Annotated in this window: 14 protein-coding genes; 11 read left to right on the top strand and 3 right to left on the bottom strand. The window is 66.9% G+C overall.

All coding sequences use genetic code 11. The features are described from left to right. Nucleotides 1-42 precede the first annotated feature (42 nt). The 6 genes from IEY28_RS19305 to argF are packed head-to-tail and all read left to right on the top strand — an operon-like array spanning nt 43 to nt 5,960. Complete coding sequence (locus IEY28_RS19305; RefSeq protein WP_189001718.1) at nt 43-963, top strand: RimK family alpha-L-glutamate ligase; 921 nt, start codon at nt 43-45, stop codon at nt 961-963. Further along, nucleotides 960-1,997, top strand: coding sequence for an N-acetyl-gamma-glutamyl-phosphate reductase (gene argC / locus IEY28_RS19300; RefSeq protein ID WP_189001716.1), 1,038 nt, complete (start codon nt 960-962; stop codon nt 1,995-1,997). The genes IEY28_RS19305 and argC overlap by 4 nt, the downstream gene beginning before the upstream one ends. An 18-nt stretch (nt 1,998-2,015) precedes the next feature. Further along, nucleotides 2,016-2,894, top strand: coding sequence for an acetylglutamate/acetylaminoadipate kinase (locus tag IEY28_RS19295; protein ID WP_189001714.1), 879 nt, complete (start codon nt 2,016-2,018; stop codon nt 2,892-2,894). Next, nucleotides 2,891-4,018 (top strand): aspartate aminotransferase family protein, encoded by a 1,128-nt coding sequence (locus IEY28_RS19290; RefSeq protein ID WP_189001712.1) that lies wholly within the window; start codon nt 2,891-2,893, stop codon nt 4,016-4,018. Before IEY28_RS19295 ends, IEY28_RS19290 begins: the two co-directional genes overlap by 4 nt. Continuing rightward, a complete protein-coding gene (locus IEY28_RS19285) occupies nt 4,015-5,070 on the top strand; it encodes a [LysW]-lysine hydrolase (protein ID WP_189001710.1) in 1,056 nt (351 codons plus the stop codon). Before IEY28_RS19290 ends, IEY28_RS19285 begins: the two co-directional genes overlap by 4 nt. 2 nt (nt 5,071-5,072) lie before the next feature. After that, a complete protein-coding gene (gene argF, locus IEY28_RS19280; RefSeq protein ID WP_189001708.1) occupies nt 5,073-5,960 on the top strand; it encodes an ornithine carbamoyltransferase in 888 nt (295 codons plus the stop codon). Between the two features lie 545 nt (nt 5,961-6,505). Here argF and IEY28_RS19275 read toward each other — a convergent pair. The 3 genes from IEY28_RS19275 to IEY28_RS19265 form a co-directional block, all read right to left on the bottom strand. After that, the gene (locus IEY28_RS19275; RefSeq protein WP_166967219.1) at nt 6,506-6,685 is read right to left on the bottom strand and encodes a DUF7317 family protein; all 180 of its coding nucleotides are present in this window, start codon (nt 6,683-6,685) and stop codon (nt 6,506-6,508) included. 101 nt (nt 6,686-6,786) lie between these two features. Continuing rightward, on the bottom strand, nt 6,787-6,948 hold the full coding sequence (locus IEY28_RS19270; RefSeq protein ID WP_189001706.1) for a hypothetical protein: 162 nt from the start codon (nt 6,946-6,948) through the stop codon (nt 6,787-6,789). Nucleotides 6,949-7,108: 160 nt separating this feature from the next. Beyond that, on the bottom strand, nt 7,109-9,178 hold the full coding sequence (locus tag IEY28_RS19265; protein WP_189001704.1) for a halocyanin domain-containing protein: 2,070 nt from the start codon (nt 9,176-9,178) through the stop codon (nt 7,109-7,111). Nucleotides 9,179-9,390: 212 nt separating this feature from the next. On the opposite strand from IEY28_RS19265, the gene IEY28_RS19260 reads away from it, so the two are divergent. From IEY28_RS19260 to IEY28_RS19240, 5 genes are all read left to right on the top strand, one after another. Then, entirely contained in the window at nt 9,391-9,621 is a 231-nt protein-coding gene (locus tag IEY28_RS19260) for a DUF8001 family protein (RefSeq protein WP_166967213.1), read from the top strand. A 77-nt stretch (nt 9,622-9,698) separates the two neighbouring features. Further along, nucleotides 9,699-10,085: a helix-turn-helix domain-containing protein gene (locus tag IEY28_RS19255; RefSeq protein ID WP_189001702.1), complete on the top strand. Its 387-nt coding sequence runs from the start codon at nt 9,699-9,701 to the stop codon at nt 10,083-10,085. A 96-nt stretch (nt 10,086-10,181) separates the two neighbouring features. Further along, nucleotides 10,182-11,444 carry a threonine synthase gene (gene thrC / locus IEY28_RS19250; protein ID WP_189001700.1) on the top strand — a complete coding sequence of 421 codons (1,263 nt, stop codon included), beginning with the start codon at nt 10,182-10,184 and terminating at the stop codon, nt 11,442-11,444. Nucleotides 11,445-11,581: 137 nt separating this feature from the next. Next, nucleotides 11,582-12,247 carry a DUF4166 domain-containing protein gene (locus IEY28_RS19245; RefSeq protein ID WP_189001698.1) on the top strand — a complete coding sequence of 222 codons (666 nt, stop codon included), beginning with the start codon at nt 11,582-11,584 and terminating at the stop codon, nt 12,245-12,247. After that, a complete protein-coding gene (locus IEY28_RS19240; RefSeq protein WP_189001697.1) occupies nt 12,244-13,227 on the top strand; it encodes a YndJ family protein in 984 nt (327 codons plus the stop codon). Before IEY28_RS19245 ends, IEY28_RS19240 begins: the two co-directional genes overlap by 4 nt. Nucleotides 13,228-13,337: the final 110 nt, after the last annotated feature.

The raw sequence follows: 13,337 nt of genomic DNA, 5'->3' as shown, positions 1-13,337 counted from the left end.
GACCCGTGACGCCGCGACCCGCGAACACACGGAGGACACAGCATGAAAGTCGGAATGCTCTACTCGCGCATCCGCCGGGACGAGAAGCTCCTGCTCTCGGAACTGCGCGACCGTGACCACGAGATAGAGAAGATAGACGTCCGCAAACAGCAGTTCAACATCAGCGAGCCTCCCGCGAAGTTCGAGGGTCTCGACGTCGTCGTCGACCGCTGTCTGGCGACGTCTCGTAGCGTCTACGCGACGAAGTTCGCCGCGGCCTACGACGTGCCGGTCGTCAACGGCCCCGACGTCGCGGAGGTCTGTTCGGACAAGGTCAAAAACAGCCTCGCGCTGGTCGAGGCGGGCGTCCCGACGCCTAACACCGACGTGGCGTTCACGAAAGACGCCGCGCTGGAATCCATCGAGGACTTCGGCTACCCGTGCGTGCTGAAGCCCGTCGTCGGGTCGTGGGGTCGCCTGATGGCCAAAATCGACTCCCGCTCGGCCGCCGAGGCCATCCTCGAACACAAGGAGACGCTGGGCCACTACGAGCACAAGATATTCTACGTCCAGGAGTTCGTCGACAAACCCGGTCGGGACATCCGCGTGCTGGCCGTCGACGGCGACCCCATCGCGGCGATGGTCCGCTCCTCGGACCACTGGCTCACCAACGCCGCGAAGGGTGCCGAGACGAACGAGTTCGAACTGGACGACCGTGCGCTCGAACTGGTCGAGAAGGCGTCGGCCGCCGTCGGCGGCGGCCTGTTGGGTATCGACTTGATGGAGGTCGGGGTGTCGCAAAGCGACACCCGGAACGCGAGCGGCGACGAGCCGCGAGCGGAGGACTACACGGTCCACGAGGTCAACCACACCGTCGAGTTCAAGGCGCTCAACGAGGTCACCGACGTGGACGTGCCCGCAGCGGTCGTCGACTGGCTCGAATCGAAGGCGGCAAGCGAGAGCGACGCGGAGGTCACCGCATGACGTACTCCGCCAGCGTCGTCGGTGGCTCCGGGTTCACCGGCGGGGAACTCCTCCGCATCCTCGACGGCCACCCCGAGTTCGAACTCGCACAGGCCACGAGTCGGTCGAAGGAGAACAAGACCGTCGGCCACCAGCACCCGAACCTCCGGCACTCGGACCTGCGCTTTTCCTCGCCCGAGGACCTCGAATCGGTTGACGTGCTGTTCGCCGCGACGCCCCACGGCGTCTCCATGGAGCAGATAGACCAGTTTCAGGACGCCGCTGGTACGGTCGTCGACCTCTCGGCTGACTTCCGTCTGGACACCGAAGCACAGTACGACGAGTGGTACGACGGGCACACGCGTCCCGAACTGCTCGAACAGAGCGAGTACGCACTGCCGGAACTCAACCGCGACAACCTCGCGGGCGCGGACCTCATCGCTTCCGGCGGCTGTAACGCCACGGCGACGATTCTGGGCCTGCTCCCGCTGTTCGAACACGGCGTTCTCGGCGGCGACGAGCAGATCGTCGTCGACGTGAAGGTCGGATCCAGCGAGGGCGGGGCCGGCGGCGGCGAGGCGTCCAGCCACCCCGAGCGCTCGGGCGTCGTCCGCCCCTACGCCCCGACGGGCCACCGTCACGAGGCCGAGATTCAGCAGTTCCTCGGCGTCGACGTCTCCTTTACCGTCCACGCGGTGGACATGGTCCGTGGCGCCAGCGCGACCTGTCACGTCTTCCCCGACGGTCCCGTCTCGAAGGGCGACCTCTGGGGAGCCTACCGCGGCCAGTACGAGGACGAACCGTTCGTCGAGCTGGTCGCCGGCGGTGGCGGCGTCTACCGCTACCCCGAACCGAAGGCCGTCGCGGGGACGAACAAGGCGGAAGTCGGCTTCGAACTCGACCCCGCCAACAAGCGGCTGGTCGTGTTCTCGGCCATCGACAACATGATGAAGGGGTCGGCCGGGCAGGCGGTCCACGCCGCCAACGTCGCCCTCGGCCTCGAGGAGACGGCGGGTCTGGAGTTCCAGGGACTCCACCCCGTCGGCGCACCGTAATCCCTGACGAAGCTTTCTATGACAGTAGTTATCAAAGTCGGTGGCGCTCGTGCTGTTGACCCAGCGGGGGCGCTCGCGGATGTGGCATCACTCGTCGAACAGGGCGAACAGGTCGTCGTGGTTCACGGCGGCTCGACCAAAGTCGACGAGACGCTCGAACGACTCGGCATCGACCCGGAGTACGTCGAGACGCCGAGTGGCGTCGTCGGCCGCTTCACCGACGAGACGACGATGGAAGTGTTCGAGATGGCCTTCGGCCACCTCAACACCCGACTGGTCGCCGGCCTCCAGAGCGAGGGCGTCGACGCCGTCGGCCTGAACGGCGTGGACGGCAAGTTGCTCTACGGCCCCCGCAAGTCCGCCGTCCGCGTCGTCGAGGACGGCAAGAAGAAGATCAAGCGCGGCGACCACTCCGGCACCATCAAGCAGGTCAACGGTGACCTGCTGGAGTCGCTGCTTTCAGACGGGTACACGCCTGTTGCGGCCCCGCCTATGGCGGGTAGCGAGGCGCGAAGCGCCTCGGAAGGTTCGAGCGGCGACGAGCCGCGAGAACAGGTCATCCCTGTCAACACCGACGCCGACCGCTCGGCGGCGGCTATCGCCGGCGAACTCGACGCGACGCTCGTCCTCCTGACCGACGTCGAGGGCGTCTACGAGGACCCAGACGACCCCGCGACGCTCATCGAGTCGGTCGAGACGAGCGAGGAGTGGGCCGCCCTCGAAGCCGCCGCCGAGGGGTTCATGGGCCGGAAGATAATGGCCGCCGAGGAGGCACTCTCCGGCGGCGCGCCCGAAGTGGTAGTCGCGGACGCCAACGCCGATACCCCCATCCTGTCGGCGCTTGACGGCGACGGGACGCACGTGCAAGCGAGCGCAGTTCAGGAGGCAGACCAATGAGCGGCTTCGTCTTCAACGAGAAACCCATCCAGATAGAACGCGGCGACGGTGCCTACGTCTACGGCGACAACGGTACGGAGTACCTCGACATGGGTGCGTCCTACGCCTGCGTCCCCCTCGGACACGGCCACCCCGCGGTACAGGACGCGGTCACCGAGCAGTTCGAGAAACTGACCTACGTACAGGCTTCCTACCCCAACGCCCAGCGGACGGCCCTGTACGAACTGCTCGCCGACACCGCACCGGACCCCATCGACAAGACGTGGCTCTGTAACTCCGGGACAGAGGCCAACGAGGCGGCGCTGAAGTTCGCGCGCTCTGCGACCGGGAACTCCAAAATCGTCGCGACGATGCAGGGCTTTCACGGCCGCACGATGGGGGCGCTCGCGACCACGTGGAAGAACAAGTACAAGAAGCCCTACGAACCGCTCATCGGCGACGTGGAGTTCGTCCCCTACGACGACGCCGAAGCGCTGGACGAAGCGGTCGACGAGGACACCGCCGCGTTCATCGTCGAACCCGTACAGGGCGAGGGCGGTATCAACCCCGCGTCGGCGGGGTACCTCGACGCGGCCCGAGAGATTACCGAGGACGCTGGCGCGGCGCTCGTCTTCGACGAGGTCCAGACCGGCATGGGCCGAACCGGCGCGCTGTGGAACTCTCAGCGGGCGAACGTCACGCCCGACATGATCACGTCGGCGAAGGGGTTGGGCAACGGCTTCCCCGTCGGTGCGACGCTGTGTCGCGACTGGATCGCCGAGAACTACGGCTCACACGCCTCGACGTTCTCCGGTGGCCCGGTCATCTCGGCGGCCGCCGGGGCGACAGTCTCGACCATCGCCGAGGACGACGTCCCCGAGAACGCCGCCGCCATGGGCGAGTACCTCCAGACGGAACTGGCGGCGGCCATCGGCGACGAGGTGCGGGACATCCGCGGCGAAGGACTGATGATCGGCGTCGAAGTCGGCCGCGGCGCGAACAAGGCATTGAAGCAACTCGCGCTGAACCACGGCATCCTCGCGCTGCCGGCGGGTCGAACCGTCGTGCGTCTGCTCCCGCCGCTGACCATCGACGAGGCCCACGCCGACGAGGTGGTCGAGGCCATGGCAGAGGTGGTGGGATGAGCGAAGCGGCCGTCGAGGAGGCCGACACCGAGGCCCGCGAACTGCTCGAAGACGTCGTGCGCATCCCCTCGGTCACCCCCGAGGAACGCGAGGCCGCCGAACGTCTCGTCGAGTTCTTCGAGGCCCACGACCGCGAGGTGTGGATAGACGACATCGGCAACGTGCGCGCGCCGGCCGACGACGGCGTCCTCCTGACCTCCCACGTCGACACCGTGCCGGGGGACATTCCGGTCCGTATCGAGGAGACCGACGAGGGCGACGTACTGTGGGGCCGCGGCAGCGTCGACGCCAAGGGACCGCTGTGTTCGATGGCCGTCGCCGCCGTCCGCACCGGGGCCTCCTTCGTCGGCGTCGTCGGCGAGGAGGTCGACTCCCGCGGCGCTCGGTACCTCGTCTCTGACCGCGACGCCGAACCGGACGCCGTCGTCAACGGCGAGCCCTCCGGCTGGGAGGGCATCACGCTGGGGTACCGAGGACTGCTCGGTGGGACCTACGTCGCCACCAGCGAGTCCGGCCACTCCTCGCGCCCGGAGAACAACGCCATCCAGGACGCCATCGACTGGTGGGCCGCCGTCGAGGACGAGTTCGACCCCGACGAGTGGGTGCCCGTCTTCGAGCGGGTCACCTGTAAGCCCGTCGACATCGACGGCGGCATCTCCGAGGACGGCCTCTCAGTCGAGGCGACGATGGACGTACAGCTACGGGTCCCTCCGGAGTACACCACCGACGAGATTCGCGAAATCGCCGACGGTCACCTCACCAACGGCACGGTCCACTGGGACGACAAGGTCGAACCCGTCATGCAGAGTCCGCGGACCCCGGTCGCGCGGGCGTTCCGGGCCGCCATCCGCCAGCACGGCGGCGACCCGACGCTGCTCCGCAAGACCGGCACCAGCGACATGAACGTCTTCGCGAAGGCGTGGGACTGCCCGATGGCGACCTACGGCCCCGGCGACTCCGACCTCGACCACGCGCCGAACGAACACATCCACCTCGCGGAGTACGACCGCGCGGTCGGCGTCCTCACGGACGTCACCGAACGCCTCCTGTAACTATGCACCTGCTCGACGTCGACGACCTCACGACCGACGAACTGTCCGCCGTGCTCGCTCGCGCGGCCGAAATCAAAGCCGACCCCGGCGACTACGAGGACCTGCTGGACCAGCAGACGCTGGGGATGATATTCGAGAAGCCCTCGACGCGAACCCGCGTGTCCTTCGAGACGGGGATGACCCAACTGGGCGGCCACGCCCTCTTTCTCGGCCCCGACGACATCCATCTGGGCCACGGCGAACCGGTCAAGGACACGTCGCGAGCGCTGGCCCGTTACGTCGACTTCGTGATGGCCCGCGTCTTCGACCACGAGGACGCCGAGGAACTGGCCGCATACAGCGACGTACCGGTCATCAACGCGTTGACCGACGACGCCCACCCCTGCCAGACGCTCGCCGATCTGCTCACGATTCGTGAGGAGTTCGGCGGCTTCGACGTGGACGTGGCGTGGGTCGGCGACGGCAACAACGTCTGCCAGTCGTTCGTGCTGGGCGCGGCGATGACGGGTCTCGACCTCACCGTCGCCACGCCTGCGGGCTACGAGGTGTCCGACGAGGTACTGGACCGGGCCGCCGAGTTCGGGAACGTCCCCGAGACCACGAACGACCCCGAGGCGGCCGTCGACGGGGCCGACGTCGTCTACACGGACGTCTTCGTCAGTATGGGACAGGAAGACCGCCGCCACGAGAAACTGGACGACTTCGACGGCTTCCAGATTACCACGGATCTGCTGGGCGACCGCACGCTCATGCACTGCCTGCCCGCCCACCGCGGCGAGGAGGTCACCGACGAGGTCATCGAGTCGGACAACGCCGTCGTCTGGGACCAGGCGGAGAACCGCCTGCACGCTCAGAAAGGGCTGCTTGCGTGGCTGGCCGAGACGGCGTAGCCTCGAAAAATCGGCACGATCTATTCACGACCTATACATTTGATGTTTATATAATACACAGAGCAAAAGTAACATGCCCATTCGAGAGAAATGTAGAATCAATGCCGACGATGAAGACAGGTCTCCCCATCTACCGATCAGTCTTAAGCCGGTATTCTATATCGAGAAGTGACGTACTCATATTGTTCTCGCTGACGATTTTCGCAATGGGCATGCTTTTATCCGGTCTTTCATCACTCTTCGTCTTCTCAGCTGTCTTTGTCGCAATCATGTCTCAATTAGTTGGGATATTACCAATAGCCAACTATAATGGAATGAATCTAAGATCTTTCATATATTTCATTTCAGTCCTGTGTATCCTGATCATAGACTAACAAATATTGCCGCATAATGCTATTTTCCTCCCCGGCACTGTCTTCATACCCAAATCGGACTGTCGGAGTGACTGACTAGATCCCGTGACCGACCAGCGGGTGTGAGCGGCCTCGTTCCCGCGTTTTTCGCGCCATCAGTCTGAACGAGAGGGTGACGCGGCCCGACTGTGTCTATCTGCCGACGCTCTCCGGGAGCGACTGCTCGTCGGCTTCACGTACGTCGATGCCGCGCGACCGGAGTGCGGACGCCATCTCGCCGGTCGAAAGCCCGCTGAACCCGGCCGCCTGCTCCAGCGTGTACGTCCTGCTACGGTACAGTGTCAGCGCCGTCGTGAAGGACTTGGATGACATTCTCCAACGTCTGCTGACTAGCAGAACTAGGTATTAAACATTCTGTGGTAAACTGTGGCTAGATTTTTTGGCTAATTGGGGAAAATACCACATATGTACTGTTATGGGTTGCATAAGTGGACGAACAGTTTGTCCCCCTCGCTGCCGAACGTCGAGCGGATTTCCGTCGGGTTGACGACGGTGACGCCCACGTCGTCGCCGATAGACTGCTTGGCTCCACCCGAAACGCTACCCTTTTCGATACGTTCGTGACCTGTTGACACAGTTTCGGCCGTGCCTGAATCGCCCGGTTCCAGTCGAAACGGTGCCCTTTTCGATACGTTCGTGACCTGTCGGCACAGTTTCGGTCGTACCTGAATCGTCCGGTTCCAGTCGAAACGGTACCCTTTTCGATACGTTTGGGAACAGTTAGCACCCGAACCGTCAGTTCGGCGGGTCGTCGCTCTGTCCGGGCACACCACGGCCCTGATAGAACTCGCCGCCCCAGTTACCGACCCAGATGTCCTGATTGGCGAGATAGAGGGCGTCGGCGGTGTAGAACCGGTCGTCGGTGACCGACCACTCGCCGGCCTCGGTGTCGTACGCGACTTCCCCGTTGTAGACGCTGGCCTGCCCGAACTCGCCGCCGGCCTTCGGCGGGAGCGGCGGTTCGTTCCCCTTCGACTGGCTCACCGACGGCGGGCGCTGGGCACGCTGGAGTCGGCCGGTGTTGAACGTGCTGTCGAAGAAGCGCGCGAACAGCGGTCGCACGTCCGAGTTCCCCAACACGGCGTCGGCGGCGTTGAGACCGCCGGTGATGTCCCCGGCGTCCCGCGCGGTGATGGCGTACGTCGAATCGCCCGTCCCGGAGGCGAAGGTGCCGGCGTCGTCGTCCCACAGTTCGTCGACCATGTAGCCGACCACGTCGCCCGCGGTGTCGGTGTGGTCGACGCCGTCCATCTGGGAGGCCCACAGCAGGCCCTGTGCCACCATGCCCTGCGTGGCCGCTTGATTGGCCGCGCCGTTCTCGACTTTCCCGTTGCCCGCGAGGTTCGACTGGACGACGCTCGCGAGGCCATTCGCGTAGTCGGCGGCGGCATTCAGGTCGTCCTCGGTGCCAGCCTGCGGCCCGTAGTACCCGACCGCACCGAGCATCAGTCCGACCGAGCGGGTCGACTCCTGTTGGGCCACGTCCTCGGGGCTGAACAGGTCCATCGTCGTCCGGGCGACCCCGTCGGTAATCTCCTGTATACCGACGTCCGTCTCGAAGACGGCGTCCGCACCGGCCTCGCTGGGGAGCAGCGGCCGGGGGTTGACGTACCCGAACCAGCCGTTCTGTGCGAGGCTACTCATGTCCGAGAGGAACCACGTCATCGCGGCGTGGTGATGGGGTCGGCGCGTCTCGTCCTCGATACGGCCCTCTGCCGGCCGGTACTCCGAGAGGAACTCCCAGCTATCGCCGTGGGTCAACGCCCCGTTCCCGCGGGACCCGCCGACGAGAATCGCGGCGTTGATACCTATCTGTCCCAGCGTCGAGAGCAACTGGGCCCGGAACCGTGGGGCCATCTCCGTCGGCAGCAGATCGAAGTGCTTCTGGAAGTTCTTCGCCCAGGTGACGCCCTTGAGGTGTGTCCACGCCAGCGACGATGGGCTGACGACGCCGGAGGACTCGCTCTTGTCCCACGCGAGCGTCTTCGCGTCCGGTCGGCCGGTATCGTCCTCCAGTACCGGCCGCTGCGTGAAGTGTGGGTCGCCCTCGGTAAACGCCGCAAACGAGAGATTGGGATCCGTAATCGGCGGGCGCTCGACTGCGGCCCGTTCGAGCATCGCAGGAAGGCGCTGGTCCCGCATCTGTTCCATCTGCTCGTTCAGCGGGAAGGGGACGCCGTTGGCGCTCATCGCGATGTTCGTGCTCATGTTGTACAGCGAGTACCAGTAGGCGTCGAACGTCGCCGCCGCGAAGTCGTAGGCCGCGGTCTGGCCACCGCCACCGCCCGAGGGGTCGCCGACGACGACGGCGCCTTTCATCCCGAGCGAGCGGTGGGGAGTACAGAAGTACAGGTGGATGCCCTCGCTGTCGAACGAGCGCTCGTACGCCGCACCGGCCTCCCCGACCGGGTCGCCGCTCTCGAAGGACCCGTCCTCGGCGACGACGTTGTGGCTCCCGCCGTTGCCGGTCCACTCCCAGACGACCGTCGTTCCGGGGTCGACGTGGATGGCCGGCGGGTCGAACGCGAAGTCCCCGCCGTTGCCCTCCGCGCCGACGGCGACGGTCACCGACGACTCGCCGCGCAGGTCGGTCGTCCCGTCGAAGTTGTCGGTGTCGGAGAACCAACCGCCGTAGTCGACGTCGCTACCGCTACTGGTCTCGGTCGATGTCCCGGTGGGCGTTCGCGTCGAGGCGTCCGTCGCCGCGTCCGTAGGCGTCGTCTCCGTCCCGCCGAGGCCCTGACAGCCGGCGAGCGCCGCCAGCGTCCCGAACGTCCCCGCGAGGACCGTGCGTCTGTCGTGCATCGTATGCCGGGCTACCCAACTCTGGGAAATAGCGGTACCTCGCCAGCGTGGCACCGACACACCGACGGGGAACGGTTAGATAGGTGGAGCGACCGGCGACCATAACTGTTCGCCGGTCGTGCGCCCGTGTGACACACGCTCCTATAAAGGAGTTGACAACTCAGGTGCGAGTGCCCGACAGTATAAACCGATGGCGCTGGTACCGCCACGCAATGGAGCCACTCGTCGTCGACGCCGGCGAAGCCGACGTCGAAGCGCTACTGGACGCGCTCGAAGACGGCCAACGGGTCGTCGTCCGCACGGAGTTCCTCGGGGAGTCCCACGAGGTGACGCTGCGTTACGACGGCGTCTGGTACTGCGATACCCCGACGCGACTGCACAAACACGATTCACGCGAGGAGATGCGGACCTGTTTAGAGCGGCAGGGCTACGGGCGGGAGTGAGCGGTAACGCCGGTTTCACCCGGTGAGCTACGGGTAACGGCCCCGTTTATGCGTGGCGCGTGCCTATCCGTTCGCACATGGCAATCGACCCATCGCCCGACGCCTTCCGCGAACTCATGGTCGACGACGAACCGCCGCTCGACGAGGTGATGGCCTGCGTCTTCGGCGTCCAGCGACACGAGGTCCGGACCTATCGGACGCTGCTCGACACCCCGGGTAGCACCGTCGAGGAACTCGCCGCCGAACTCGACCGGGACCGTTCGAACGTCAACCGCTCGCTGTCGACGCTCCGCGAGAAGGGCCTCGCGAAGCGCGAACGACGCTTGCTGGACGGCGGCGGCCACGTCTATCAGTACACCGCGACGCCGCTCGACGAGGCCCGCGAGTTGATGCACGAGACGCTGGACCAGTGGACCGCGGCGGTCCACGACCGCATCGACGAGTTCGACGCGACCGACGTCTAACCGCGCCGAGAACGCCGTCGTCGCCGGCTCACGGTCCCGATTCCCTGCTGGCCGTAACCGTCCGACTTTTGCCCGGGCGGACCATCACCTCGAACAATGGCTGACCTGCAACTCACCGACGACGTGCCGTCGGCGGCCGACGACGGCGTCTGGCTCGCCTGTATCGAGTGCGGCGAGTCGTTCGCGCCCTTCGCGGACGTCCGCTACACCTGCGACCACTGCGACGGCCTGCTGGAGGTCCGGTACGCCGACCTCCCCACCTTCGAGGACTTCGAGGGCGAGGGCTCCGGCGTCTGGCGCTACCACGACGCGCTGCCGTTCGACGTCGGCGTCACCCTCCCGGAGGGGAACACGCCGCTCCACCGCGTCCCGCGCATCGAGGACGAGGTGGGCGTCGAGAGCCTCCGCGTCAAACACGAGGGGATGAACCCCACCGGGTCGTTCAAGGACCGCGGCATGACCGTCGGCGTCCGGGTCGCCAAAGAGGTCGGCGTCGGCCGACTGGCCTGTGCCTCGACCGGGAACACCTCCGCGGCGCTCGCGGCCTACGGCGCCCGCGGCGGGATGGAGACGCTCGTCTTGCTTCCCGCCGGGAAGGTCGCCGCCGGTAAGATCGCGCAGGCGGCCCTGCACAAGGCCCGCATCCTCGAAGTCGACGGCAACTTCGACCAGTGTCTCGACATCGTACAGGACCTCGCTCAGCGCGGCGAGGCGTACCTCCTGAACTCGCTGAACCCGTTCCGCCTAGAGGGCCAGAAGACGATCGGCCTCGAAATCATGGAGGAGCACTACGCCGACTACGGCGAGTACCCCGACCGCATCGTCCTGCCGGTCGGCAACGCCGGCAACACCGCGGCGCTGTACAAGTGCTTCCGCGAACTCGTCAAGGCCGGTGCCATCACCGAAGAGCAGGTACCGAAACTCACCGGCGCACAGGCCGAGGGCGCCGCCCCGATGGTCGAGGCCATCGAGGAGGGCCTCGACGAGACCCGCCGCTGGGAGGACGTCGAGACCCGCGCGACGGCTATCCGCATCGGCAACCCCGTCAACGCCCCGAAGGCCCTGCCGGGCATCCGCGAGACCGGCGGGACGGCCGTCGCCGTCTCCGACGAGGAGATCACCGAGGCCCAGCGTGACCTCGCTGGCGAGGGCGTCGGCGTCGAACCGGCCTCCGCCGCCTCGCTCGCCGGCCTCCGGAAACTCCGCGAGCGCGGCGTCGTCGGAGACGACGAATCGGTGGTCTGTCTGACCACGGGCCACCTGCTCAAGGACCCCGACGCGGCCGCCGAGGCGGGCAACGACCCCGAACCCGTCGCCAACAGCACGGAGGCCGTACTGGAGCATCTGGCCGAGAACTGACCGACCGGCCACTCGCCGCCGGTAGCAGGCAATTCTTATCACCCGCACGGGCGAATCCAACTCGACATGGCCGATACACGCCGGGACCGACCGGACCGTCCGACGCCCACAGGCACACCTCGTGACCGGAGGGAGCGATGACCGGCGTCTACGAACGGGCGCTGGGCGAGGCGGCCGACGACCTACACCCGAAGGTCCGCGAGCGCTACAGCATCGGCACCGAAGACGGCGTCACGGTCGGTCGCGGCGAGATGGACGTCTCCCGCGGTACGCACGTCCTCCCGGCGCTGTACGCGATGACGACTCGCGACATGCTGTTTCCCGAGGCCGGCCACGATATCCCGTTCTCGGTGACGACGGTTGGCTATGACCTCGACGGCCACGAAGCGATGACGACCCGACGAACGTTCGAGTTCGGCGGCAAGACGCGGCGTTTCGACTCGGTGACGGTGTGGGACGCCGACGGCGAGCGTCTGCTCGACTTTCTGGGGCGGGGCGGCCCAATCGCCACGGAACTGCACCCTCGCGTCGAGGCCGGCGCACTCGTCGTCGAGGCTGGCCGCCAGTGGGTCCATCTTGGTGACCACTACGTTCGGCTCCCCGGCCCCCTCGTCGCCGACGTAGAGGTCCGTGACCGCTATGACGACGCCGGCGAGTGCTACTACGTCCTCGCCACCGTCGAGAACGCGCTGGCCGGCCACATCCTCAGCTACCGAGGGTCGTTCACGCAGGAACTGACCGAGCGAGACGAGGTGGCAGACCTCCGACCGATTCGCCGCCTGCCGACGCTCCCGCCGCGATGAGCGAGTCGTTCGGCCGGGGGTCGACGGTGAGGGCAGCGGCCTCCCGGCCGACCGTCGTCGGCATCGCCGTGACCGACCTGAGCGCCGCGTTCGGCGCCCTCGTCTGGGTCGCGGCCGTCCTCGTCGCCGGCCTCGGGCCGGTCGAACGGGCGCTCACGCTCGCACCGCTCGTCCTCGTGCCCCTCGGCGTCGGCATGGCCGCGACGCCACCGTTCGGGGGCACCGCCGGATACGCCGTCCGCGCCGCCGTCTGGCTTCAGCCAGTCGGTGCCGTCCTGTTCACGGCGTCGCTGGCACGTCCCGTCGGCGAGGTGACGGCCACCGCACTGGCCGCGCCGTGGCTCCTCGTGACCGGACTGCTCGGCCTCGCCGCCGTCGCCCGAACGCGCGCTCGCGGCGGCCTCGCACTGCCCGAGGCGGCCGTCGACGCCGGCCTCGCGTACGTCTCGGTCGGCGCGGTGGCGCTCCTGTTGTATCAGCTGGACCTCACGTTCTGGTTCGGTCGCACCATCGTCCTGCTCACGGCGGTACACTTTCACTATGCCGGGTTCGTCCTCCCGGTGCTCGTTGGGCTCTCGGGCCGCGTCCTCTCGCCGTTGTCCGGGGCGTTCTCGTCCCTCGCGGGCGTGATTCTGGTCGGCCCGGCCATCATCGCCGTCGGCATCTCGTTCTCGCCGCTCGTCGAAGTGGTGGCCGTCGGCGGCTTCACCGTCGCCGTCGCGCTGTTCGGTGGGTACGTCCTCGCCCGGGTCGCGCCGGCCCGCCCGCGAGTACAGGGACTGTTGCTCGGCGCGTCGGCCGTCGCGCTCCCGGCGTCGATGGCGCTGGCGCTGGGCTACGGCGTCGCGACGTTCTCCGGAACGGACCTCGGCCTCGACATCGCCACGATGGTGGCGCTCCACGGCTCGCTCAACGCCTTCGGCTTTGCCCTGCTGGGGCTGGTCGGGTGGCGTCTCGCGGTGCCAGCGGGCGTCACGTGACCCGCTCTTTGGCTACTCGACTGTCAGCGACGCCTCGTGCAGGCGTTCCTGTCGAGGGCGTCCGGCGCGCCGCGGTTCCGTCGGTCGTCGCAGCGTCGAGGACGCCGCTG

It is taken from the genome of Haloarcula pellucida (assembly GCF_014647235.1).
Classification (GTDB): Archaea; Halobacteriota; Halobacteria; order Halobacteriales; family Haloarculaceae; genus Haloarcula; species Haloarcula pellucida.
The sequence above is the reverse complement of the archived record's forward strand: the minus strand, read 5'-3'. Positions and strand labels throughout refer to the sequence as shown.

Bases quoted from the DNA above. Each gene is read 5' to 3' on its own strand.
- IEY28_RS19305 (WP_189001718.1), top strand. From the start codon at position 43: ATGAAAGTCGGAATGCTCTACTCGCGCATCCGCCGGGACGAGAAGCTC.
- argC (WP_189001716.1), top strand. From the start codon at position 960: ATGACGTACTCCGCCAGCGTCGTCGGTGGCTCCGGGTTCACCGGCGGG.
- IEY28_RS19295 (WP_189001714.1), top strand. From the start codon at position 2,016: ATGACAGTAGTTATCAAAGTCGGTGGCGCTCGTGCTGTTGACCCAGCG.
- IEY28_RS19290 (WP_189001712.1), top strand. From the start codon at position 2,891: ATGAGCGGCTTCGTCTTCAACGAGAAACCCATCCAGATAGAACGCGGC.
- IEY28_RS19285 (WP_189001710.1), top strand. From the start codon at position 4,015: ATGAGCGAAGCGGCCGTCGAGGAGGCCGACACCGAGGCCCGCGAACTG.
- argF (WP_189001708.1), top strand. From the start codon at position 5,073: ATGCACCTGCTCGACGTCGACGACCTCACGACCGACGAACTGTCCGCC.
- IEY28_RS19275 (WP_166967219.1), bottom strand. From the start codon at position 6,685: ATGTCATCCAAGTCCTTCACGACGGCGCTGACACTGTACCGTAGCAGG.
- IEY28_RS19265 (WP_189001704.1), bottom strand. From the start codon at position 9,178: ATGCACGACAGACGCACGGTCCTCGCGGGGACGTTCGGGACGCTGGCG.
- IEY28_RS19260 (WP_166967213.1), top strand. From the start codon at position 9,391: ATGGAGCCACTCGTCGTCGACGCCGGCGAAGCCGACGTCGAAGCGCTA.
- IEY28_RS19255 (WP_189001702.1), top strand. From the start codon at position 9,699: ATGGCAATCGACCCATCGCCCGACGCCTTCCGCGAACTCATGGTCGAC.
- thrC (WP_189001700.1), top strand. From the start codon at position 10,182: ATGGCTGACCTGCAACTCACCGACGACGTGCCGTCGGCGGCCGACGAC.
- IEY28_RS19245 (WP_189001698.1), top strand. From the start codon at position 11,582: ATGACCGGCGTCTACGAACGGGCGCTGGGCGAGGCGGCCGACGACCTA.
- IEY28_RS19240 (WP_189001697.1), top strand. From the start codon at position 12,244: ATGAGCGAGTCGTTCGGCCGGGGGTCGACGGTGAGGGCAGCGGCCTCC.